At 39.2% G+C, this 23278-nt stretch carries 21 protein-coding genes and 2 pseudogenes; 16 read left to right on the forward strand and 7 right to left on the reverse strand.

Annotation, left to right across the window (positions count from 1 at the left end; genetic code table 11):
* Window positions 1–262: 262 nt before the first annotated feature.
* From metK to NST05_RS05430, 7 genes are all read left to right on the forward strand, one after another.
* On the forward strand, window positions 263–1456 hold the full coding sequence (gene metK / locus NST05_RS05400; RefSeq protein ID WP_084828864.1) for a methionine adenosyltransferase: 1194 nt from the start codon (window positions 263–265) through the stop codon (window positions 1454–1456).
* 663 nt (window positions 1457–2119) lie between these two features.
* Window positions 2120–2932, forward strand: a complete 813-nt coding sequence (locus tag NST05_RS05405; RefSeq protein WP_223899678.1) for a hypothetical protein — start codon at window positions 2120–2122, stop codon at window positions 2930–2932.
* Window positions 2933–2946: 14 nt separating this feature from the next.
* Window positions 2947–3960: a UDP-glucose 4-epimerase GalE gene (gene galE / locus NST05_RS05410; protein ID WP_014621668.1), complete on the forward strand. Its 1014-nt coding sequence runs from the start codon at window positions 2947–2949 to the stop codon at window positions 3958–3960.
* Between the two features lie 187 nt (window positions 3961–4147).
* The gene (locus tag NST05_RS05415) at window positions 4148–4384 is read left to right on the forward strand and encodes a DUF1146 family protein (protein ID WP_002946959.1); all 237 of its coding nucleotides are present in this window, start codon (window positions 4148–4150) and stop codon (window positions 4382–4384) included.
* A gap of 69 nt (window positions 4385–4453) precedes the next feature.
* Entirely contained in the window at window positions 4454–5725 is a 1272-nt protein-coding gene (gene murA, locus NST05_RS05420; RefSeq protein ID WP_082308982.1) for a UDP-N-acetylglucosamine 1-carboxyvinyltransferase, read from the forward strand.
* A gap of 1 nt (window position 5726) precedes the next feature.
* Window positions 5727–5915: a DNA-directed RNA polymerase subunit beta gene (locus tag NST05_RS05425; RefSeq protein ID WP_011226090.1), complete on the forward strand. Its 189-nt coding sequence runs from the start codon at window positions 5727–5729 to the stop codon at window positions 5913–5915.
* Window positions 5916–5976: 61 nt separating this feature from the next.
* Entirely contained in the window at window positions 5977–6858 is an 882-nt protein-coding gene (locus NST05_RS05430) for a DNA/RNA non-specific endonuclease (RefSeq protein ID WP_084828863.1), read from the forward strand.
* Window positions 6859–6928: 70 nt separating this feature from the next.
* Here NST05_RS05430 and NST05_RS05435 read toward each other — a convergent pair whose 3' ends face one another.
* From NST05_RS05435 to NST05_RS05450, 4 genes are read right to left on the reverse strand one after another with little or no spacing between them, the layout of a single operon-like run.
* Window positions 6929–7579 carry an amino acid ABC transporter permease gene (locus tag NST05_RS05435; protein WP_014608375.1) on the reverse strand — a complete coding sequence of 217 codons (651 nt, stop codon included), beginning with the start codon at window positions 7577–7579 and terminating at the stop codon, window positions 6929–6931.
* A gap of 11 nt (window positions 7580–7590) precedes the next feature.
* Window positions 7591–8289, reverse strand: a complete 699-nt coding sequence (locus NST05_RS05440; RefSeq protein WP_014608374.1) for an amino acid ABC transporter permease — start codon at window positions 8287–8289, stop codon at window positions 7591–7593.
* Window positions 8290–8306: 17 nt separating this feature from the next.
* On the reverse strand, window positions 8307–9140 hold the full coding sequence (locus NST05_RS05445) for a transporter substrate-binding domain-containing protein (RefSeq protein ID WP_011681208.1): 834 nt from the start codon (window positions 9138–9140) through the stop codon (window positions 8307–8309).
* 11 nt (window positions 9141–9151) lie between these two features.
* Window positions 9152–9919, reverse strand: coding sequence for an amino acid ABC transporter ATP-binding protein (locus NST05_RS05450; protein WP_011681207.1), 768 nt, complete (start codon window positions 9917–9919; stop codon window positions 9152–9154).
* 526 nt (window positions 9920–10445) lie between these two features.
* On the opposite strand from NST05_RS05450, the gene yycF reads away from it, so the two are divergent.
* From yycF to NST05_RS05470, 4 genes and pseudogenes are all read left to right on the forward strand, one after another.
* Window positions 10446–11153 (forward strand): response regulator YycF, encoded by a 708-nt coding sequence (gene yycF, locus NST05_RS05455; protein ID WP_011681206.1) that lies wholly within the window; start codon window positions 10446–10448, stop codon window positions 11151–11153.
* Window positions 11146–12486 (forward strand): cell wall metabolism sensor histidine kinase VicK, encoded by a 1341-nt coding sequence (gene vicK, locus NST05_RS05460; protein WP_084828862.1) that lies wholly within the window; start codon window positions 11146–11148, stop codon window positions 12484–12486. The genes yycF and vicK overlap by 8 nt, the downstream gene beginning before the upstream one ends.
* Before the next feature lie 8 nt (window positions 12487–12494).
* Entirely contained in the window at window positions 12495–13304 is an 810-nt protein-coding gene (locus NST05_RS05465; RefSeq protein ID WP_100262465.1) for an MBL fold metallo-hydrolase, read from the forward strand.
* Window positions 13305–13380: 76 nt separating this feature from the next.
* Window positions 13381–13733 (forward strand): annotated as a pseudogene (locus NST05_RS05470) (YbaN family protein).
* A gap of 51 nt (window positions 13734–13784) precedes the next feature.
* On the opposite strand, the gene NST05_RS05475 reads toward NST05_RS05470, so the two are convergent.
* Together NST05_RS05475 and yidA are read right to left on the reverse strand one after the other, a co-directional pair.
* Window positions 13785–14999 carry an aminoacyltransferase gene (locus tag NST05_RS05475; protein WP_084828861.1) on the reverse strand — a complete coding sequence of 405 codons (1215 nt, stop codon included), beginning with the start codon at window positions 14997–14999 and terminating at the stop codon, window positions 13785–13787.
* A 1-nt stretch (window position 15000) separates the two neighbouring features.
* Window positions 15001–15810, reverse strand: a complete 810-nt coding sequence (yidA, locus tag NST05_RS05480) for a sugar-phosphatase (RefSeq protein ID WP_011226081.1) — start codon at window positions 15808–15810, stop codon at window positions 15001–15003.
* 207 nt (window positions 15811–16017) lie between these two features.
* Here yidA and NST05_RS05485 point away from each other — a divergent pair.
* From NST05_RS05485 to NST05_RS05500, 4 genes and pseudogenes are all read left to right on the forward strand, one after another.
* Window positions 16018–16932, forward strand: a pseudogene (locus tag NST05_RS05485) (GNAT family N-acetyltransferase).
* A 57-nt stretch (window positions 16933–16989) separates the two neighbouring features.
* Window positions 16990–17376 carry a DUF1934 domain-containing protein gene (locus tag NST05_RS05490; protein ID WP_084828860.1) on the forward strand — a complete coding sequence of 129 codons (387 nt, stop codon included), beginning with the start codon at window positions 16990–16992 and terminating at the stop codon, window positions 17374–17376.
* A gap of 265 nt (window positions 17377–17641) precedes the next feature.
* Window positions 17642–20326 carry a calcium-translocating P-type ATPase, PMCA-type gene (locus NST05_RS05495; RefSeq protein WP_084828859.1) on the forward strand — a complete coding sequence of 895 codons (2685 nt, stop codon included), beginning with the start codon at window positions 17642–17644 and terminating at the stop codon, window positions 20324–20326.
* A 108-nt stretch (window positions 20327–20434) separates the two neighbouring features.
* Entirely contained in the window at window positions 20435–21181 is a 747-nt protein-coding gene (locus tag NST05_RS05500) for an NADPH-dependent oxidoreductase (protein WP_064355898.1), read from the forward strand.
* Window positions 21182–21204: 23 nt separating this feature from the next.
* On the opposite strand, the gene NST05_RS05505 is transcribed toward NST05_RS05500, so the two are convergent.
* A complete protein-coding gene (locus NST05_RS05505; RefSeq protein ID WP_023909690.1) occupies window positions 21205–22062 on the reverse strand; it encodes a metallophosphoesterase in 858 nt (285 codons plus the stop codon).
* Window positions 22063–22155: 93 nt separating this feature from the next.
* Between NST05_RS05505 and queG the strand changes: the two genes are divergently transcribed.
* A complete protein-coding gene (queG, locus tag NST05_RS05510; RefSeq protein WP_002953100.1) occupies window positions 22156–23274 on the forward strand; it encodes a tRNA epoxyqueuosine(34) reductase QueG in 1119 nt (372 codons plus the stop codon).
* Window positions 23275–23278: the final 4 nt, after the last annotated feature.

Consider the following 23278-nt stretch of genomic DNA (forward strand, 5'->3'; position numbering starts at 1 on the left):
AAACCAGTAAATTGCTCGCCATAAAATATTGATAAGATTTGATAATTAATAACTATGTGACTAGACAAGAAAAAAGTGATATAATGAAACTTAGTTATTAAGTCCCGATAAGGCAGCAGTCATCCTAGAATGGTTGCTGGTTCTTTGTAACTTTTTAACGGCGCCGAGCTCTTTGTGGAGTATAGCGTTTTATCTATTAGGAGGCGGTTAAATCTCCGTGCTATCTAATACTATTTTTCATATTAAAAGGGGGACATTCTATATGTCAGAACGTAAACTTTTCACGTCTGAATCAGTATCTGAGGGACATCCAGATAAAATTGCAGACCAAATTTCAGATGCCATTCTCGATGCGATTTTAGCAGAAGATCCAGACGCCCATGTAGCAGCAGAAACAGCTGTTTACACTGGTTCTGTCCATGTTTTTGGTGAGGTTTCTACAACAGCTTATGTGGACATTAACCGTGTGGTTCGTGATACTATCGCTGAAATTGGTTATAATAATTCAGAATACGGCTTTGCAGCAGAATCTGTTGGGGTTCACCCATCATTGATCGAACAATCTCCAGATATTGCTCAAGGTGTTAATGAATCACTTGAAGTTCGTGGAACTGGTGACCAAGATTCACTTGATCTTATCGGAGCAGGTGACCAGGGTCTTATGTTTGGTTTCGCTATTGATGAAACTCCAGAATTTATGCCGCTTCCAGTTAGTCTTTCACATAAATTAGTAAAAAAATTGGCAGATTTGCGTAAATCTGGTGAGATTTCCTACCTTCGTCCAGATGCTAAATCTCAGGTTACCGTTGAGTATGATGAAAATGATCAACCTGTCCGTGTCGATACAGTTGTTATTTCAACACAACATGATCCTGAAGCGACTAACGACCAAATTCGTCAGGATGTCATTGAAAAAGTCATTAAGGCCGTTATTCCTGCAGAATACTTGGATGAAGATACCAAGTTCTTCATCAATCCAACAGGTCGTTTTGTAATCGGTGGTCCTCAAGGGGATTCTGGTTTGACTGGTCGTAAGATTATTGTTGATACTTATGGTGGTTACTCAAGACATGGTGGTGGTGCCTTCTCTGGTAAGGATGCAACTAAGGTCGACCGATCAGCTTCGTATGCCGCTCGTTATATTGCCAAAAACATTGTAGCTGCTGGTCTTGCTAAGAAAGCAGAAGTACAATTGGCTTATGCTATTGGTGTTGCTAACCCAGTATCTGTCCGTGTTGATACCTTCGGAACGGCAACAGTTGCTGAGAGAAAACTTGAATCTGCTGTCCGTGATCTCTTTGACTTGCGTCCAGCTGGTATCATTCAAATGCTTGATCTTAAACGTCCTATCTACCGTCAAACAGCGGCTTACGGTCATATGGGACGTACAGATGTTGATCTTCCATGGGAAAAATTGGACAAGGTAGATGCACTGAAAGCAGCTGTAGAAGCTTAAAATAATTTAATATTATATGAAATTTAATAATTTTAAATCTAACAGAATTTATTTTTTTGAATTCTGTTTTTTGTTCCCATTATAAATAATATGAATTTTCTGATTTAAGACTTTACTGAAACTTTTAGATGTTTAAAATGATAGGCTTAAGGACACTAACCATTAATAATTTTCTTAGCTGAAAAACACTGAAATCATTTGAAAAATAAGAATAAATTGTTATAATGAAAGTGACGATGTAAATATAAAACTAGAGTTATTTTAGATTGATAGAGTAAGAGAAACACCTATATATAGTTTTACAGGTGTTAGATAATCTAAAACACTTTGGTGAGTTTGTGATTTTTTGGGGAAACTAATCAACAAAACAGGATATTTAGTTAGTCAATTCAATTTATTTTTAATAATATTAATTTTAGTTAATGTTTGCTTAGATTAATCATGTTCTTCCTTATTTTTCTAAAATGTTTATACCTACAGAGCTAGGAGTCTGGTGGAGGTTGTGTCTTTTCTCATTGGGGAGAGAGATTTGGTTTCTACAGAGCTTGCTCAATAAAGATATTACATTGTAGTCCTAATGTTATAGGAAAATACCGAGGTCTAATGATTAGAATGGTTAAAAGGTGTAGTTAAGAGAACACTTTTAAATGTGGGTAGAAGCTTATGAACATATTGATAATTGGTAATACTGCTGGATTAACAAACGATTTCATTTTGAGAACGTTTCCTAATCAAGCAGTTTTTATTTTTGGTCATACAGGTGTAAAGAACTCTCGTAAAAATAAAATCACCGTTTATACCAAGCGTTATGAAAATGATCAGCTAGAAGATATTTTTGAATTTCATGATTATGATCAAATCATCTATCTTTCGGAATACCTCAATTATGGACATGAAAGTTCAGGGGAGATTGAGAATTTAATCAGATTACTAAAGTGTCTTCAAGAGAAAATAAATACAAGGTCTAACCTACTTGTAAATAATCTATCAGAGCTTCAAGAAGAGGCTAAAGCATTGCATTTGACATTTTTAGGGCCAAAGGTTGCTGAAGATATCGGTGATGGGCAAGCTGCTTATAGGGAGCTTTTGATGAATATGGGCTACCGCCTCTGGGTATCAGGTTTGACAATTTCCAAAGGAGAAGGCAAGGTTGATATTACACTTAATTTGGAAAATTCTGGGGTGCCCTTTTATATGGGGATTGGCCTGTGGTATAATACTTGTGTAATGCTAATGGAAAGGGTTTTTCAAGCCCAACAACTTGAGTGTCGTTTGTCTGAATTGCTTCCAGATCAAACAACTGAACTTAAGGCAAGTTTCGCCTATTCCAAAGATCAGAACTATCAAGTGAAGCTAGGAATTCTATCTCCAATGACACAAGTGCCTTCTGTTCATTTTGCCATGAATGGTTTCGAAGGAGAAGTTATGCCTAAATTAGCAACGATTCAAAAGGATCAAAAAGGCACTGACAAGTAAGAAAGGAATAATAAATGTCTATTTTAATTACAGGAGGAGCTGGCTATATCGGTAGCCACACAACCGTCGAACTCCTTAATGCAGGTTTCGATGTAGTCTTAGCTGACGACTTTTCAAATAGTTCGCCAGCGGTACTTGAACGTTTGGAAAAGATTACGGGTAAAAAGTTTCCATTTTATCAAGGTTCCATTTTAGATACTGATTTTTTGGATAAGGTTTTTACAAATGAAGATATTGAGTTAGTCATTCACTTTGCAGCCTTTAAAGCAGTGGGTGAATCTGTTCAAAAACCTTTGAAATATTATAAGAACAACATCAATGGTACCATTACTCTCCTTGAAAAAATGAAGGAATACGATGTGAAAAACATTGTCTTCAGTTCAAGTGCAACAGTTTACGGTACCAATAATCCTTCCCCAATGACCGAAGATATGCCAACGTCAGCGATTAATCCATACGGTTATACAAAGTTGATGATGGAACAAATTCTTACAGACGTAGCTGCCTCAGACCCTTCATGGTCTGTCACAAATCTTCGTTATTTCAATCCTATCGGAGCTCATGAGAGTGGTTTGATTGGTGAATTGCCAAACGGTATTCCAAACAATCTTATGCCATATATTACACAAGTTGCTATCGGTAAACTTCCTGAGCTTAATGTCTTTGGTGATGATTATCCGACTCCGGATGGTACAGGTGTCCGTGACTACATTCACGTTCTTGACTTGGCATCAGGTCACTTGGCTGCCGTCAAATATAATTTGAGCCACAAAGGTGCTGAGATTTTCAACTTGGGTACTGGACACGGTTATAGTGTTTTGGATCTCGTTAAGACATTCGAAGGTGAAAATAAGGTTGCTATCCCTTACCGTATTCAAGGGCGTCGCGCTGGTGATATTGCGACTTGCTATGCGTCTCCTGAAAAGGCCAAAGAAGTTCTCGGCTGGGAAGCTAAGAAGACTTTGAAAGATATGGTCAGAGATTCTTGGCGTTGGCAAACAACAAACCCAAATGGTTATGAAGACTAAACTTAGTCTAGGAAATCATAGCCTATAGAGAGTAGGACAAGCACTAGATTTTTTTAAGCAACCCTAATCTAGTCGCCTCAGAAATAAAGAGAAGAGGTGTGAAAACAGTCACTAAATGATTATAGGTTTAGAACTGTCTCACCCTCTTTTTATGTTTTAGACTAGCTTTCTATGGTATAATGAAATCATGACTATTATTAATCAATTCGTCACTTTGACGAGTCACCTAGTATTTATTGGATTGAGCTACCATATGCTGATTAGCCTCTTTGATTGGGCAAAATTGATCAAAAATCCTATCGAGAATACTGGTAAGTTGAAACTTTTCTTGCTTTTTATTAGCATTGCCTTAGGCTATCTTGTCAGCTCCTTTATTCTGTCAGTTTTAGCTTTTGGACAGAATATGGCTAGCTCGATTTCTTAAATTAGTGATTTTAATTGTGTTTTGATATAATACAAAAAAATACGAAATTAATCCTTGAAAGGAATCCTTATGGATAAAATTATTGTGAAGGGTGGCAACACTCGATTAAGTGGTGAGGTTGTCATTGAAGGTGCTAAAAACTCTGTCCTTCCTTTGTTGGCGGCGACTATCTTGGCCTCAGAAGGTCAAACAACCTTAACTAATGTTCCAATCTTGTCAGATGTTTATACGATGAATAATGTTGTCCGTGGTTTAGATATTGCTGTAGACTTTGACGAGGAAAACAATACCGTTGTAGTTGATGCTAGTGGAGAAATTCTCGATCAAGCACCATATGAGTATGTCAGCAAGATGCGTGCGTCTATCGTAGTACTTGGCCCTATTCTTGCTCGTAATGGTCATGCTAAGGTCTCAATGCCTGGCGGTTGTACGATTGGTAGTCGTCCTATTGACCTCCACCTTAAAGGTTTGGAAGCGATGGGTGCTAAAATTATCCAAGTTGGTGGTGATATCACCGCGACAGCAGAAAAACTTAAAGGTGCAACTATTTATATGGACTTCCCATCAGTTGGTGCTACTCAGAACATTATGATGGCAGCCACTTTAGCTGATGGAGTCACTACCATTGAAAATGCTGCGCGTGAACCGGAAATCGTTGACTTGGCTATTCTTCTTAACGAGATGGGGGCAAATGTCAAAGGTGCTGGAACTGAAAAACTCGTGATTAAAGGTGTTAAATCTCTTCATGGTACGCAACATGCGGTTGTTCAGGACCGTATTGAAGCAGGTACTTTTATGGTAGCAGCAGCCATGACTTCTGGCAATGTTCTTATTAAGGATGCTATCTGGGAACATAACCGTCCTTTGATTTCTAAATTATTGGAAATGGGTGTCGACGTTAAGGAAGAGGCCAGAGGCATTCGTGTTAAATCTGATGTTTCGAAATTGAAACCTGTAGCTGTTAAAACCCTACCTCACCCAGGTTTTCCAACTGACATGCAGGCTCAATTTACGGCTCTTATGGCAGTTGTGAAAGGTAAATCAAGCATAAGTGAAACAGTCTTCGAGAATCGTTTCCAACATTTAGAGGAAATGCGTCGTATGGGGCTTCATTCTGAAATCCTTCGTGATACTGCAATGATTCACGGTGGTTTGCCACTTCAAGGAGCGCGAGTTATGTCTACTGACCTTCGAGCTTCTGCAGCCCTTATCCTCACAGGGATGGTTGCTGAAGGAACAACAACTGTTGGGAAATTGACACACTTGGATCGTGGTTACTATAAATTCCATGAGAAACTGGCTAAACTAGGAGCCCAAATTTCACGTGTAAGTGAGGCATAGTATGGAAACTGGTAAAGGCTATGTTTTTCGTCAATTATTACTTGTTTTGATTGTATGTTTAATTAGCCTTGCTTCTCTAGCTATCGGTTTAATGATTGGCTATTCCGTATTGGGTGAAGGCAAGGATCCTATTAGCATCTTAAAACCAGAATCCTGGCAGGCAATTATTGCTAAATTTACAGGAAAATAAGGGGGAGTGGGCAGTCGCCCCACTCCTTTCGTCATGACATTTTTATCAAAGAAAGAGAAGAATGGCAAAAGGAAAAACATCTTTGACAAATAAACAGAAACGTCAGTTCGTCACATTAATAATAGCAGCTTTGATAGCTGTTTTAGGTTACCTAGGAACCAGCAACAAGCTCTCGCCTGATAATCCTATCAGACAAGTAGCAAGCCTAGTTTCAGGAAAATCTAATAAATCCATTAAATCTAATTATTTAACAAATAGTCAGTCTACACCACAAGAGCAGCTTGCTGAGACAGTAATGACTAGTTCAGTCAAAAGCCAACTGGGTAATTCCTTGGAATGGAATGGAGCTGGAGCCTATATTATTAATGGAAATAAGACGAATCTAAATGCTAAGGTATCAAGCCAACCTTATGCTAATAACCAAGTCAAAACGGTTCAAGGACAAACTGTTCCTACAGTTGCTAATGCCTTATTAAGTAAAGCAACTAGACAGTACAAAAATCGTCAAGAAACAGGGAATGGTTCAACCTCTTGGACACCAGCTGGATGGCACCAGGTTCAAAATTTATCAGGAGAGTATAGCCATGCCGTAGATAGAGGCCATTTGCTAGGTTATGCACTGATAGGTGGTTTGAAAGGATTTGATGCCTCGACTTCAAATCCAGAGAATATTGCTGTTCAAACTGCTTGGGCAAATCAAGCATATAGCGATAATTCTACAGGTCAAAACTATTATGAAAGCCTAGTACGAAAAGCTCTGGATAAAAACAAACGTGTTCGTTATCGTGTGACCTTGATTTATGAAGGAGAGAACCTCATTCCATCAGGAACACATCTTGAAGCTAAGTCAGCAGACGGATCACTTGAGTTTAATGTCTTTGTTCCAAATGTACAAGAGGGAATAACCCTAGATTACTATTCAGGAAAAGTAACGGTGAATTGAAGAAAAACGACTCCGAGTGGAGTCGTTTTTAGTATCTAGACAAATAAAAAACCACCCCAAGGTGAGTTTTTTATTCACTAGCTTGCTCCCAATGTTTAGAGAGGTAGCGAGAGTAGCTAGAGATAGCAAAGTTAACCACGAAATAGGCTAAAGCCAGAATACCGTATAAAGTAAAGATTTGGCTTGGTTCGTAGTAACCACCCATCAGAATCTGGCTCTTACCAAACAATTCTTGCAAGGCGATAACAGAGTAAAGGAAAGAAGTATCCTTGACAACCGTTACGAATTGAGAAATGATAGATGGTAACATTTTACGAATAGCTTGTGGGAAGATAATATAAATAAAGATTTGTCTGTTGTTAAATCCTTGAGACAAGCCGGCTTCCGTTTGTCCAGGGTCGATAGAGTTAAGTCCTCCACGAATGATTTCCGCCAAGGCAGCTGATGTGAAGACCGTGAACGAGGTAATACCTGCCGCTGTAGACTTGAGTTGGAAGACCAAGAAGATAATGAAAATCCAAAGCAAGTTAGGAACGTTACGAACGAACTCAATGTAGATAGAAGCAATCCAACGAAGAATAGGATTCTTTCCGTTACGCATGACCGCGAGAATAGTTCCAAATAAGGTAGACAGCACAATGATGAAGAAAGACAAGTAAAGGGTTGTCCACATTCCTTGTGCCAAGAATTTAAGGTTAGTAGCTGATAAAACTTCTGACATAATGGACCTCCTTAGTAAGCTTTCTTATTTTGTTCTTCTTTACGACGTGCCCATGTGGCTAGAGGGAAACACATGATAAAGTAGAGGAAAGCAGCCCCAGCAAAGGCGGGCACGTAGTTAGTTGTATCATAAGCCCAAGCCTTAGCAGTGAACATGATATCTGCTCCAGAAATAATGGCAACCGTAGAAGTGTTTTTAATCAAGTTAACCACTTGATTGGTCAATGGTGGCAAGATAGTACGGACAGCTTGAGGTAAGATAATGATACGCATGGTATCAGCGTAGGTGAACCCTTGAGATAAAGCTGCTTCTGTTTGACCTTTAGGAACTGCCTCGATACCTGTACGAATAATTTCAGAAATATAAGCTCCTGTGTAGACTCCTACACAAAGGATAGCCGTCAAGGAAGTTGGAATCATGACATTACCGTCAGTCAAAATCGAAATGCCATAAAAGACAACTACGAATTGTACTAGCAAAGGGGTATTTTGGAAGATTTCGACATAAACACGTGAAATACCACGAAGTACCTTGTTGCGAGTCGAACTCATAGCACCAAAAATCAATCCAAGTAGAAGTGCTACAATCAAGGCACCAATAGAAATGCCAAGGGTATATAAGAATCCTTTGGCAAATTGGCCAAAGTTAGCAAAGAAAGCAGCCCAACGTTCGAGAGCGAAAGGACTAACCGTTTCAGTTAAAAGATACATAAATTCAGGACTCCTTTCTATTTATTTTCAGCCTTAGCAGGTTTCAAATTATATTTATCGTAGAGTTTTTGAAGACTTCCATCTTTTTGCCATTTAGCTATCAAATCGTTGGTATAGTCAATCAACTCTTGGTTAGACTTGCTTGAAGCAATACCATAATCTTGTGTTTTGAAACCTTCGTTCAATATTTTAGTTTTCTTACTTTCATATCCAGAGAGGATAGATTTATCCACTGAGAAAGCATCCACACGGTGGGCGTAAAGAGATACAGCCAATTCCGGGTAAGAACCAAGTTGAACGTAGTTGAACTTAAGATTATGGGCTGAGGCATATTCTTGCAAGGCGGCTTTAGTTGATGCCCCTTGAGCAACCCCGATAGTCTTACCATTCAAATCAGAGATTTTGTTAATACCTGAATCCTTTAGGACTAAGAAACCAATTTGATCATGGTAGTAAGGATTTGAGATGGCATAAGAAGCCTTACGTTCATCATTGATAGTATAAGTACCGATAAGTAAGTCAATAGTACCGTTATCCATAAGAGGTTCACGGGTTTGTGTCGTTACTGGAATGTAATTCACTTTTACTTTCAACTCATCAGCAATCTTTTTAGCAAGGTCAACTTCCATACCTTCGTATCTATTGGTCTTAGCAGAATAGTAACCAAAGTTAGGGACATCTTGTTTAACACCAACATTAAGTGTTCCTCGATTAACGATCTTTTGGACGGCCTTACTATCTAGGAGTTTGCTAGTATCTTCTGCCTCAGTTTTGTGAATTGTGATCAGAAAAACAGTAGCAATCACCAAGCTTACGGCTGTTAGGTAACGTAAGATTTTTTTGAAAATCATAGGCCACCTCCTTAGGCATCCACTGAGACTTTATCAGAGTGGTGGTTGATAATATTAGAGAGGAACTTAGCTGCACGAGGTTCAGTTGGATTGTCGAAGAAGCCATCGACATCCGTAGTGTCTACAAGGACCTGACCTTCAGCCATGAAAATGATACGGTCAGCCACACTACGAGCAAAGCCCATTTCGTGGGTAACAACTACCATGTTCATACCACCTTTGGCAAGTTTTTGCATAACAGCAAGAACATCACCGATAGCCTCTGGGTCAAGAGCTGATGTCGGTTCGTCAAAAAGCAAAAGTTCAGGTTTCATGGCAAGACCACGAGCGATGGCGACACGTTGTTTTTGCCCACCAGAAAGCATACTAGGATAAGAATCTTTCTTGTCCCACATGTTAACGTAGCGAAGGAATTTTTCAGCTGTCTTCTCCGCCTCTGCCTTACTAATTCCGAGAACCTTGATTGGTGCTAAGGTTACATTTTCAAGAACGGTTTTGTGAGGGTAGAGGTTGAAGTGTTGGAAGACCATACCTACTTCCTTACGCAATTCTACCAAGTCCTTAGCAGATGCCTCAGTAACATTATGTCCGTTAACGATCAGGGTACCCTCGTCGATTGGTTCCAAAGCATTGATAGTACGGATAAGGGTTGATTTCCCAGAACCAGAAGGTCCCAAGATAACCACAACCTGTCCTTTTTCAATTTCTAAATTGATATCACGAAGAGCATGATAGTCTCCGTAATATTTATTGACATTTTTAAATTCGATAAGTGCCATAAGAGCCTCCTATAATGGATTTGCTTGTTAGATTTTCTAACATGTTCATAATTTTAGTTTAGCATAAGATGAGTTTAAAGTCAAAAAAATACGAATATTTTTGCGAAATGCTCGGTTTTTATGATATGGTTAACCAATTTTACGATATAGATATAGAAAAAAATCGGCATTAGGATGAGTACTGCCTTCACTAGCTTGTTACCATTGTTTGCTGGGGTAACGAGAGTTGTTAGAGGTGGTAAAGTTAAGTACGAAACAAGTTAAAACGATGGTTAATTTCATATTTTGTAACTAAATGTACTAGAACTATTTATTCTACTGTAGGTGTTGTAAAAGTCAGAAATATTTAGTCTAAGGAAGGTTGGTGATTGCTCATTAATAAAAATGTAAAGAAAGCTTATATATCAGCCACAAAGGCATACTCGAAACTTGGTCCTTGACCTATTTTTTGGTATAATATGTTTGATATGTAAAGTTTTTGGCTTTACTAAATTGAATGACTTAAGAAAACCGATGAGGTGTTTATATGAAAAAAATTCTAGTTGTTGATGATGAAAGACCAATCTCCGATATCATCAAGTTTAACCTTACTAAGGAGGGTTATGAAGTGGTTACGGCCTTTGATGGGCGAGAAGCTTTGGAACAATTTGAAGCTAAAAAACCAGACTTGGTTATTCTGGACTTGATGTTGCCTGAACTGGATGGTTTGGAAGTTGCCAAGGAAATCCGTAAAACGAGCCACACACCGATTATCATGCTTTCAGCTAAAGATAGTGAGTTTGATAAGGTTATCGGATTAGAAATTGGGGCAGACGACTATGTGACTAAGCCATTTTCTAACCGTGAATTGTTGGCACGTATTAAAGCCCACTTGCGTCGTACAGAAACGATTGAAACCGCAGTAGAAGAGAGCTCTAACTCTGGCAAACAAGAAATTTCAATTGGTGAGTTGGTTATTGTTCCGGATGCCTTTGTTGCTAAAAAACGTGGAAACGAAGTTGAGTTGACCCACCGTGAATTTGAGTTACTCTTCCATTTGGCAACTCATATGGGACAAGTTATGACGCGTGAACATTTGCTTGAAACCGTTTGGGGCTATGACTATTTTGGGGATGTTCGTACTGTGGACGTAACGATTCGTCGTCTGCGTGAAAAAATTGAAGATACACCTAGCCGTCCTGAATATATCTTGACGCGTCGTGGTGTCGGTTATTACATGAAGAATTATGACTAGTATTGGCTTAAATATTACAAGCTTTGAACTAGCCTTACTCTTTACGCTCCTCTTTGTTGCTTTCTATTTCATTTTTCTAGCTTATCGTGATTATCAACAGGTCAAAAATATCCGAAAGTTGACTAAGAGAGTCAAATCCCTTATGGCAGGTAATTATAATGAAAAATTACGCATAAAGGGAGATTCAGAGCTTTTAGAGCTAGCTAATAGCTTGAATGATTTGTCGGACGTCTTTCGTTTGACACATGAAAATCTAATCCAGGAAAAAAACCGCTTATCATCTGTCCTTTCGTACATGAGTGACGGGGTTATTGCGACCAATCGCCTTGGTCAGATTACTATGATTAATAGTACTGCCCAACGCTTGTTGAATTTAGATCGCGAAACTGCGACTCAGATGTCTATTTTGGATATATTAGATGGTGAGAATCCCTATACCTATAGTGAATTGTTGTCTAAGACACCCGAAATCCATCTGTCGCGTCGAGATGCTAACGATGAATTTGTGACGCTACGTGTTAATTTTGCATTAATTCGTAAGGAATCTGGTTTTATTTCAGGTCTGGTAGCCGTTCTTCATGATGCCACTGAGCAGGAAAAAGAAGAGCGCGAACGCCGTCTCTTCGTATCAAATGTTAGTCACGAATTGCGGACGCCTTTAACTTCTGTGAAATCCTATCTTGAAGCGCTTGATGATGGTGCTCTCAACGAAGAGATTGCTCCAAACTTTATCAAAGTTTCTTTAGATGAAACCAACCGCATGATGCGTATGATTTCTGACCTCTTGGCATTATCTCGAATTGACAATAAAAGCACACAGCTTAATGTTGAAATGACAAACTTTACAGCCTTTATGACCTATATCTTGAATCGATTTGGTCAAATTAAGAGTCAAGAAACTAATCCAGGTAAGTCTTATGAAATCATTCGAGATTACCCAGTAAACTCTATTTGGGTGGAAATTGATACTGATAAGATGACCCAGGTCGTAGATAATATACTTAATAATGCCATCAAGTATTCTCCTGATGGTGGGCAAATTACAGTATCTATGAAAACGACAGACACTCAGTTGATTGTTTCTATTTCTGACCAAGGTTTAGGAATTCCTAAAAAAGATTTACCTCTGATTTTTGACCGTTTTTACCGTGTTGATAAGGCCAGAAGTCGTGCTCAGGGTGGAACAGGACTTGGCTTGTCCATAGCAAAAGAAATTGTTAAACAACATAATGGCTTCATTTGGGCTAAGAGTGAGTATGGTAAGGGGTCAACTTTTACAATTGTGCTTCCATATGACCAGGACGCAATGATGGTCGATGAATGGGAGATGTAGTAGAAATGATCTCAGAATTAGGGTTTAAATATAGTATTTTGGCTTCAGGGTCAACCGGGAATTCCTTTTATTTGGAAACTCCAGAAAAGAAGATTCTAGTGGATGCTGGTTTATCAGGAAAAAAAATTACAAGTTTGCTAGCGGAGATTGACCGTGATCCAAGTGATCTTGATGCTATCTTAGTAACACATGAACACAAGGACCATATCCATGGTGTAGGTGTTTTAGCTCGTAAATATGGCATGGATATATACGCCAATGAGAAAACCTGGCAAATTATGGATAGTAAGAATATGTTAGGTAAGGTTGATAATAGTCAGAAACATATTTTTTCTCGCGGTAAGCTTCTAACCTTTGGTGATATCGACATTGAATCTTTCGGAGTTAGTCATGATGCTATTGATCCACAATTTTACCGCTTTATGAAAGACGGAAAGAGCTTTGTCATGTTGACGGATACAGGCTATGTTTCAGACCGTATGGCTGGTCTTATTGAAAATGCTGATGGCTATCTGATTGAATCTAATCATGATATTGAAATCTTGAGAGCAGGTTCTTATCCTTGGTCAACCAAGCAACGTATCCTCTCTGATCAGGGTCACTTGTGTAATGAGGATGGAGCCGATGCTATGATTCGTACCATCGGTAATAAAACTAAAAAGATTTATCTGGGTCATCTTTCCAAAGAAAATAATATCAAGGAATTGGCCTACATGACGATGGAAAATCAGTTGGCTCGCGCTGACTTTGGTGTTGGAACTGACTTTAAGATTTTTGGTACCTCACCAGATACGGCGACCCCACTAATAGATATTTAGAATAATAGCAGAAGAGCTGCACTAATAGTCTAATAGTTTAGTGTGGCTTTTTAAAAGGATAGTATATGTGAAAATAATGTATCTCTCGCTAGGGATGGTGTCGCTTGGTTTGGGAATTCTTGGAATTCCTCTACCTATCTTACCCACAACACCTTTTCTACTTTTAGCCATCGCTTGTTTTGCTAGAAGTTCCAAACGTTTTGAGAAATGGTTATATAATACCAAACTTTACCAAACTTATGTCGCCGATTTTCGAGAAACAAAATCGATTGCCAAAGAACGAAAGAAAAAATCATTATCCAAATCTATGTTTTGATGGGAATATCGATAGTTTTCGCGCCTATTATTTAGGTGAAAATTGTGCTCTTTTTCCTGATGCTCTTTATCACTTATTGCTTGTTTAAGGTTATTCCTGATAAAGACGGATAAAAGATAAAAAATGAGGCTTCCAAAAGGAAGTCTCATTTTAACTACTATCCATTAATGTTTGCTGCGTAATTTTTTACGGACTTTATAGGCAAAGTTGGCTAGGCCATAGAATGGGCTAACAGGAAGGTTGAATTCCCCAATAAATTGTTCAATGCGTGGGTTAAATTTTGACTTGAAATTGTACAAGCCGCCATCTAGAGAATTTTCAATTCCTCCCATGTTTTGCCACTCGGCACCGCGTTCGAAAGCGTGATTCGCAGTTTCAAACCATGTCAAAATGGCAGGTTGGTAACGACGATAGTCTTCGTCCATTCCCGCATATATATTCTCAGATGTATTTCCAAATTCCAGAACTAAGGTACCTGAGAGTGGAACAATCTTGTTACCAGCATCAACCTTTTCTTGAAGGAAGGCGATTTCTTCTGAAAGTCTCTTGTACTCTTGTTTATTGTTCTCAATTTTTCCAGGTTTGGTTTTTTCTGTAAACTTGGCAGCGTCGGCAATATTCATTTCAAGTTGTTTATTAAGATCTTTGAGGCGAGCTGGCAAATCTAGTGTTGAGAGTGTAATGTAAGAAGATTCTGGGTAAGTAGTTAACAACTTTTCATAGTAATCAATCCCACGAAGATGAATGTTCTTACGAGCCTCTGTTTTTTTCATTAGATCTGCAAATTGGTCTAGCAGCTCAGTGCCACCAAATTGAACTGAAATGCCTTTGTTTCGAGCAGTGCGAATAGCTTGCTTAGTACTCTTAGATAGCTGTTCCTCAGTAAAATCTTCCTTATAAATATTTGCCTGGAAGCGTGGTTGAATATTTTCAGCCATATCTTCGGTGAGACCAGTCCATTCAACGCCCAGAGCTTGGATATCTTTGGCAATTGACAAAGTATCTTCATTGATGTTAACTTCTTGAGAAATCAAATTTTTAGTGACAAAGAGACTTGGATCAAATTTAACAAAGAGAGCACGTTTTGTTTTGGCATATTTTTTAAGTGAAGTTATGACAAAAGCTAACAACTCTTTATCCTGGTAGTCCATGATAGGACCGCGTGGAATGTAAATCATAGAGAATCCAAGAGGTAGTGGTTGAATAAGAACACTAGCGACGGCAACAAGTTTGTCATCTTGATAGAAACCTAGACGATCATTGCCCCAACTATCCTTGATTTTTGCCCATGAGCTACTTTGTAATAAGTTGGTTTGAGGACTATCAATAACAAAGCGGTCATGCTCAGAAGTGCTGAGTCCAATTTTATAGGTAAACATATTAGTCTAGAACCCACTTTCTAATAGCGTAAGCGACACCGGATTCATCATTTGATTTTGTGATGTATTTAGCAATTTTCTTGATTTCTGGATTTCCATTTTCCATAACGACAGGAGAACCGACGACCTCCAGCATGGCACGGTCATTTTCTTCGTCTCCAATAGCCATTGTTTCTTCTTTAGTGAGACTAAGTTTTTCAGCAAGGTGTGTAACCGCGATCCCTTTATTGGCTGTTTTCTTGAGAATTTCTAGGTAAAATGGCGTTGATTTTACGATTGTAAAGCGATCATAAAATTCCTGTGGAAGTTTGGCAATGGCTGCATCAAGAATTTCAGGTTCGTCAATATACATGGCCTTAACAAACTCCTTGTCAGCCACCTCTTCAGGTGTACGATAGTAAATCGGCATATGAACAAGGGTAGACTCATGAACAGTGTAGCGACCAATGTTTCGATTACTTGTGTAGATACCATCTTTAGTAATAGCATGAGAATGAACGCCAAGCTTGTTAGCTAAAACTTCAATATCAAGGTAGTCTTCGTATGAAAGCGTCTCGCGAATCAATTCATTACCAGTAGAAGTCTCTTGAACGAGCCCTCCATTAAAGGTGATGACATAGTCGCCATCTTGGTTAAGATTAAGTTCCTCAAGAAGTGGAAGTACGCCAGGAATAGGACGGCCAGTCGCAATAACGACCTTTACCCCAGCAGCCTTGGCATCTTGAATTGCTTGAAAGACTTCAGGTGTGACTTGACGTTGGCTATTCAAAAGAGTTCCATCAATATCAACTGCAATTAGTTTAATAGACATAATAAGTACCTGTTCCGTTTAGTTAATTTCCCTTCTATTTTACTAAAATTTAGCCGCTTTGTCATAGTTCTTCCTAAGAAAAATAATAGTGATGAGTCATCAGTAACAGATCAAAGCTCAACCTTAAAGAAAAACCACCTTAACTAAGAATTGCTCAAATGATTTTTAATTGGTAAAATAAGGTCAGACAAATAAAGGAGAGCTAAAATGATTCGAGCAACCAATCAATTGACAGAAAAAGAACGGAAGGATGCAAAAAAACATTGATTGTCAGCTGCCAAGCCTAGGACCGAACCTATCGAGAACCTTATCTCTCCAATATGCTTAATTTCGATTTCAACACGCTAGCCTTTTTCCTTTATTATCAAAATGGAGGTTGCTTGGTTTATTAACGGTTTATGCGGATAATGAAGATGTTGAACTAAGCATCCTAGTTCATTCCAATAATCGTCGTCAGGGCATTGCGCGTGCCTTGTTTAAGAGTTTCGAAAAAGAAACGGCATCTTATCCTATTCAATCAGTGACTTCTCAGACAGAGCGTGTTTTTCTAAATCGTCATCCTAGTCTGGCAAGCCATTGGGGGGTGATTGAGGATGAGGAGACGGAAACTTGGCTAGGGAGAGGTAGATTACCATATGCTCTGGAATTCCCGTTTAGATGTTAAGGTGCTCTTAGCAGAACCCTCTTATCTTGAAGAAATTACTCAACATGACTGTTGAAAAAGTCTATTTCACCACCAAGCCTTTTCTGATGCGGAAGAAACTCTTGAGGTTACCCACAGATATATCGCTGAGGCCTTGAAAGATTCCGATAGCTTGCTTTACATCCTGCTCAAAGAAGGTAAGATCATTGGAGTTTGTACTGTCGATGTATCTGGGAATAGCAACTACCTCTACGGTCTTGCGATTGCTGAAGCTTATCGTGGACAGGGCTATGGAAGCTATCTGGTAAAATCAGTCGTCAACCAACTCATTGCGCAAAATGACAAGGCTTTTCAAATTGCAGTAGAAGATAGCAATATTGGAGCCAAACGTTTGTATGAAAATATCGGCTTTGTCAAACAAACCCAGGTGGTTTACTTGAAATAGAAATGGTAGACGCAATACTGATACTCTCTTTTAGTATAGAGTTGCTATTATCTTAAGTAGAAAAATAGTTTTAGAATAGAAGGAATACTTAATGGAAATTAAAATTAAAAACAAAATAAAAGTAGGCGATCAAACGGAGATTATCGAAGAAATCCACACTTGTGAGGTTATGGAAAAAGGAGATTATACCTATCTTGTTCACCATAATTCGGAGAAAGAAAAAGTGGTTATTAAGTTGAACAAGGAAGAGCTGGTGATGACACGCTTTTCTAATCCAAAATCCATTATGCGTTTTTCTGCTAAAGCACCTACCTTGCTCCAAATTCCGACACCGCTTGGTGTCCAGCATTTTCTGACAGATACTAGTCTATTTGCTCATGACCCAAATGGACAAACAGTTGATGTTCATTATCAATTGAAGCATCCAGAAACAGAAGATGTTTTTGCCGATTATGAATTAGAAATTTCATGGTTTTAATTTGTTTAGAAATAGAATCATTTTGCTTGAAATAATGTTGAATTATGTTAGAATGTAAAGGAAAAATCAAGGGAGTAGCAGGCGACTTTAATCATGAGATTTGATTAAAGATTGCGATTATGTCGTCATTACGAAATTTTACATTTCCGGCATATTCTTAAACAGCGAGACTTGTTTTTAATTAAACAGGTCTCTTTTGGTATGATTTTTTATATAAAAAGAGTCTTGTTAGCCATATTTCCCTATTTAAAAGGAGGAGACTATTTTGTCGAAAGAACAAAGTAAAGCCTTGTTTTACACGCAAGGAGTGGAAGAAGTCCTAAAAAGCTTGGACACTTCCGTTGATGGTTTGTCTACTGCACAAGCCAAGGAACGTTTAGATGCCTATGGCTATAATGAGTTGGATGAAGGTGAAAAACGTAGCCTTTTATCAAAATTCATCGACCAGTTTAAAGATTTGATGATCATCATCTTGCTTGTCGCTGCTGCCCTTTCTATCATTACAGAAGGCAGGCATGGTTTGACGGATGCCTGTATTATTTTTGCCGTTGTTGTTTTGAATGCAGCCTTTGGTGTTTATCAAGAGGGGCAAGCAGAAGCGGCTATTGAAGCTCTTAAAAACATGTCAAGTCCAATGGCACGTGTGCGCCGTGATGGCAATGTGGTTGAAATTGATTCACGTGAATTGGTTCCAGGAGACATTGTTTTGCTTGAAGCAGGTGATGTTGTTCCGGCAGATATGCGTTTGATCGAAGCTGCCTCACTTAAGATTGAAGAATCTGCCCTTACTGGTGAATCCGTTCCAGTTGAAAAAGATATTACCGAGACGGTTGAAGCAGAAGCCGGAATTGGTGACCGTGTGAATATGTGTTACCAAAACTCAAACGTTACTTACGGTCGTGGTACTGGTGTAGTAACCAATACTGGTATGTATACTGAAGTTGGTAAGATTGCTGATATGCTAGCTAATGCGGACGAATCACAAACGCCGTTGAAGCAAAGCTTGGAGCAATTGTCTAAGACTTTGACTTACCTTATTATTGCTATTGCCTTGGTGACATTCTTGGTTAGTGTATTTATTCGTGGCGAACAGCCCCTTGAAGGTTTGATGGTTGCAGTTGCTCTTGCCGTTGCAGCTATTCCTGAAGGATTGCCTGCCATTGTAACGATTCTCTTGTCACTTGGAACAACGACTCTTGCCAAACGCAATGCGATTGTTCGTAAATTGCCAGCAGTTGAAACCCTAGGTTCAACTGAAATTATCGCATCTGATAAGACTGGTACCTTAACGATGAACCAGATGACTGTTGAAAAAGTCTATACAAACGGTCAATTGCAAAATGCTGATACAGAACTTGGTGCTGACAATACGACCCTTCGTATTATGACCTTTGCTAATGATACAAAGGTGGATCCAGATGGTAAATTAATCGGGGACCCAACAGAAACAGCACTGGTACAGTTTGGTTTAGATCACAATTTTGATGTTCGTGAAGTCTTGAAATCAGAGCCTCGTGTGGCAGAGTTACCATTTGACTCTGACCGTAAGCTCATGTCTACTATCCATAAGGAACCAGATGGTTCTTACTTTGTAGCCGTCAAGGGTGCACCTGACCAATTGATCAAGCGTGTTACTCGAATTGAAATCAATGGGGAAGTTCGCCCAATTACGGATGAAGACAAACAAGCTATCCTTGCTGTCAACAAAGACTTAGCAAAACAAGCCCTTCGTGTCTTGATGATGGCTTATAAGACAACAAGTGAAATTCCTACTTTGGAATCTGAAGTTGTTGAGTCTGATTTGATTTTCTCTGGTTTGGTTGGGATGATTGACCCAGAACGTCCTGAAGCAGCAGAAGCTGTCCGTGTCGCTAAAGAGGCGGGAATCCGTCCAATTATGATTACAGGTGACCACCAAGATACAGCGGAAGCAATCGCTAAGCGTCTCGGTATCATTGATCCAAATGATACGGAAGATCGTGTCATTACTGGGGCTGATCTTAATGAGCTTTCTGATGAGGAATTCCAGAAAGTCTTCAAACAGTACTCAGTTTATGCGCGCGTGTCTCCTGAACACAAGGTTCGTATCGTTAAGGCTTGGCAAAATGAGGGCAAGGTTGTTGCTATGACAGGTGACGGGGTCAATGATGCGCCATCACTTAAGACAGCTGATATTGGTATCGGTATGGGGATTACAGGTACAGAGGTTTCTAAGGGAGCTTCTGATATGATTCTTGCCGATGATAACTTTGCGACAATTATCGTTGCTGTAGAAGAAGGTCGAAAGGTCTTCTCCAATATTCAAAAATCAATCCAGTACCTCTTGTCAGCTAACATGGCCGAAGTCTTTATTATCTTCTTTGCTACATTATTTGGATGGGATGTGCTTCAACCAGTGCACCTTCTCTGGATTAACTTAGTAACGGATACCCTTCCAGCCATCGCTCTTGGTGTTGAGCCAGCTGAACCAGGTATTATGACTCACAAACCTCGTGGACGTCAATCAAACTTCTTTGATGGTGGGGTCTTTGGTGCTATCATGTATCAAGGTGTTTTCCAAACTATCCTGGTTCTTGCAGTATATGGTTGGGGTCTTGTTTTCCCAGAACATCATACACAAGCAGAAATTCATGCAGATGCCCTTACAATGGCCTATGCAACACTTGGATTGATTCAGTTGCTTCATGCCTTTAACGTTAAGTCTGTTTATCAATCAGTCTTTAAAGTTGGTCTCTTTAGAAACAAGACATTTAACTGGGCAATTCCAGTTGCCTTCATCCTCTTGATGGCAACTATCGTGGTTCCTGGGTTTAATAATCTCTTCCATGTGTCACATCTAAGTTTTACACAATGGCTTGCGGTTATTGTAGGTTCATTCTTGATTGTGGTTTTGGTTGAAATAGTCAAAGCTATTCAACGTGCCCTTGGTAAGGATAAAGACGCTATTTAAGATATAAAGTCAGAGACAATGGTCTTTGGCTTTTTCCTATCACATCTTGAATTCATTAGCTGTCTTGTTTATAATGAAAGGAACTAATCATAAGTTAAGGAGAAGGTCATGAACGAAACTATTAAGACACAACTCAATCACCGCAGTATTCGTCAGTTTAAACCTGTGGCTTTGGCACAAGAAGAGGTTAACCTCCTGGTTGATGTTGCCAGACATGCACCAACAAGTAATTTTAGACAGGCTTATTCGATTATCAGTATTACTGATGAAAAATTGAAGGAACAAATTGCAGAAATTGCCAACCAACCCTATATTCCTAATACTGGGCACCTCTTTGTATTTGTTGTGGACCAAAGACGTAATACCTTGATTGCAGAAGCTAAGGGAGCCAAGGCTTTGGTACAAGGTAGTCCTGAACGCTTTATTTCAGCTTTTTCAGATGCTATGATTGCTGCGCAAAATATGGTGGTAGCTGCTGAGAGTTTAGGTGTGGGAACAGTTTATTTGGGCAGTATTTTAAATGATAATGCTAAACTTTCAGAGCTCCTCAAACTTCCAAAGTATGTCTATCCAGCAGTTGGTTTAGCAGTTGGTTGGCCAGACCAGGAACCGCAGCTTAAACCTCGTTTGCCACGTCATGTCATCCATATGGAAAATTACTATAAAGATTTGGAAAATCCCTTGGCGGAGCTAAAAGACTACGACGCTGAAGTCCATGAGTATTATGATCTTCGCGATCTCAATAACAGAGTTGATGAATTTACGACTCAAATTGCCAAGACCATGGACAAATCCGTTGCCAATCGTGCTAACACCTTGAAGGATCTACAAAAGCAGGGATTTTTCATCGACTAAAAAACGACTCTCAAAGAGTCGTTCTATAAATCGAATAATGTCATAGATGAAAGGAACTCATTTGCTAGTTCCTTTTTTTCGTAATCTAAAAACTCTGGCCGTTTCTTGACTAGGTTGTAACGTTTGGAGAGGTTCCATGTTCCAGTAGGATTGAGTTCAGGGTGATTGGAAACAAAGTCAATGGTTAAATCCCATTCACGTCGGTATCCAAGAGGACGCGAGTGATAGGTTACACCGTCAATCGTTACCGTCCCATAACTTCGGTGGGCATGACCGAAAACAACATCTTTAACGCTGTGCTTGACGAAAATCTTATGGAATTGTTCAGATCCTAAAAAAGCGTTAAAAGGTTTAAAACGCTCGTGAGTCATGGTGAAACGATTGTGAGGAACAAAATGCATGGCAACTATAAGTTTGCTAGTGTCCAAATCATTTAGAATATCGTCTAGCCTCTTGAGACCATTGTGACAGATTTCTGGATCGTTACCCAATCGCTTGAGGCGTCTGTCGAACCAGAGTTGCTTCTTACGTTTGAGAATCTTATCCAACTTTTCACCAGAATAGGAATAATCATACCATCCATGAAAGGCCAATAATGTCATACTTCCTAAATCAATTACCTGAAAATCCAGATTATCAATAAGGTCATCCTCTAAATCAAGCATATCATGATTGCCTAAATTAGAGGTAACCTTGACCTCCTTAGAAAGTTTGTGTAGAAAAGGTTTCGTGTCGATAAAATAATGGTTAGAAATATCACCAGCGATATGGAGGTGGGTGACCTTTTGATCTTTTAGACACTTTATAAGAGTATCAATTTCATATGTCTCAAAATGATTTAAATCAATATGTAAATCACTCATTACTGCAAGTCTTGTCATAGAAACATTGTAACAAAAAGGTCGTACCTTGTCCTTAGACGAAGATGATAAAAAATACTTGCCCTTGGGCTCTGTTTTCATTATGATAAGAATATGAATATCAAGTTAGAAATACAAAAGATGGCCAAGGAAATTGGCATTTCAAAAATTGGTTTTACAACCGCCGATGATTTCGACTATCTGGAAAAATCCCTTCGTCTTGGTGTCGAAGAAGGGCGAACAACAGGATTTGAACATAAAAATATTGAAGAGCGTATTTACCCCAAATTGAGCTTGGAATCAGCTAAAACCATCATATCTATTGCTGTGGCCTATCCGCATAAGTTGCCGCAACAACCCCAAAAAACAGAATTTAAGCGTGGCAAAATCACTCCAAATTCATGGGGCCTAGATTATCACTATGTTTTGCAGGATAAACTGAAACGTCTGGCAAAAGGTATTGAAAAACTAACGGAAAACTTCGAATATAAAGGTATGGTGGACACTGGAGCCTTGGTTGATACAGCAGTGGCTAAGCGAGCTGGAATAGGCTTTATCGGAAAGAATGGACTCGTTATCTCGAAAGAATACGGGTCTTACATGTATCTTGGCGAGCTTATCACTAATCTAGAGATTGAACCAGACCAAGAAGTTGACTATGGTTGTGGGGATTGCCGTCGTTGTCTGGATGCCTGTCCGACATCTTGTCTCATTGGTGATGGTACGATGAATGCTCGTCGTTGCCTATCCTTTCAAACCCAAGATAAGGGGATGATGGATATGGAGTTTCGAAAGAAGATAAAGACTGTTATCTATGGTTGTGACATCTGTCAGATTTCCTGTCCATATAACAGAGGTATCGACAATCCCTTGGCTTCAGACATTGATCCTGAGCTTGCCATGCCTGAATTGCTCCCATTTCTAGAGCTGACTAATAAGTCCTTTAAGGAGACATTTGGGATGATTGCCGGTTCCTGGCGAGGGAAGAATATTCTTCAACGTAATGCCATTATTGCCTTGGCTAACCTACATGATCGCAATGCTATTGTCAAACTGATGGAGATAATTGATAAGAATAATAATCCTATTCATACGGCAACGGCTATTTGGGCTCTCGGTGAGATTGTTAAGAAGCCCGATGAGGCTATGTTAGACTATATGAGGGGACTCTCACCAAAGGATGAGCACTCCCAAGCAGAGTGGGAGCTTGTGTGTGCAAAATGGCAAATTTAAGTGA

The sequence above is a fragment of the Streptococcus sp. FSL E2-3494 genome, from assembly GCF_038007085.1.
GTDB lineage: Bacteria > Bacillota > Bacilli > Lactobacillales > Streptococcaceae > Streptococcus > Streptococcus thermophilus.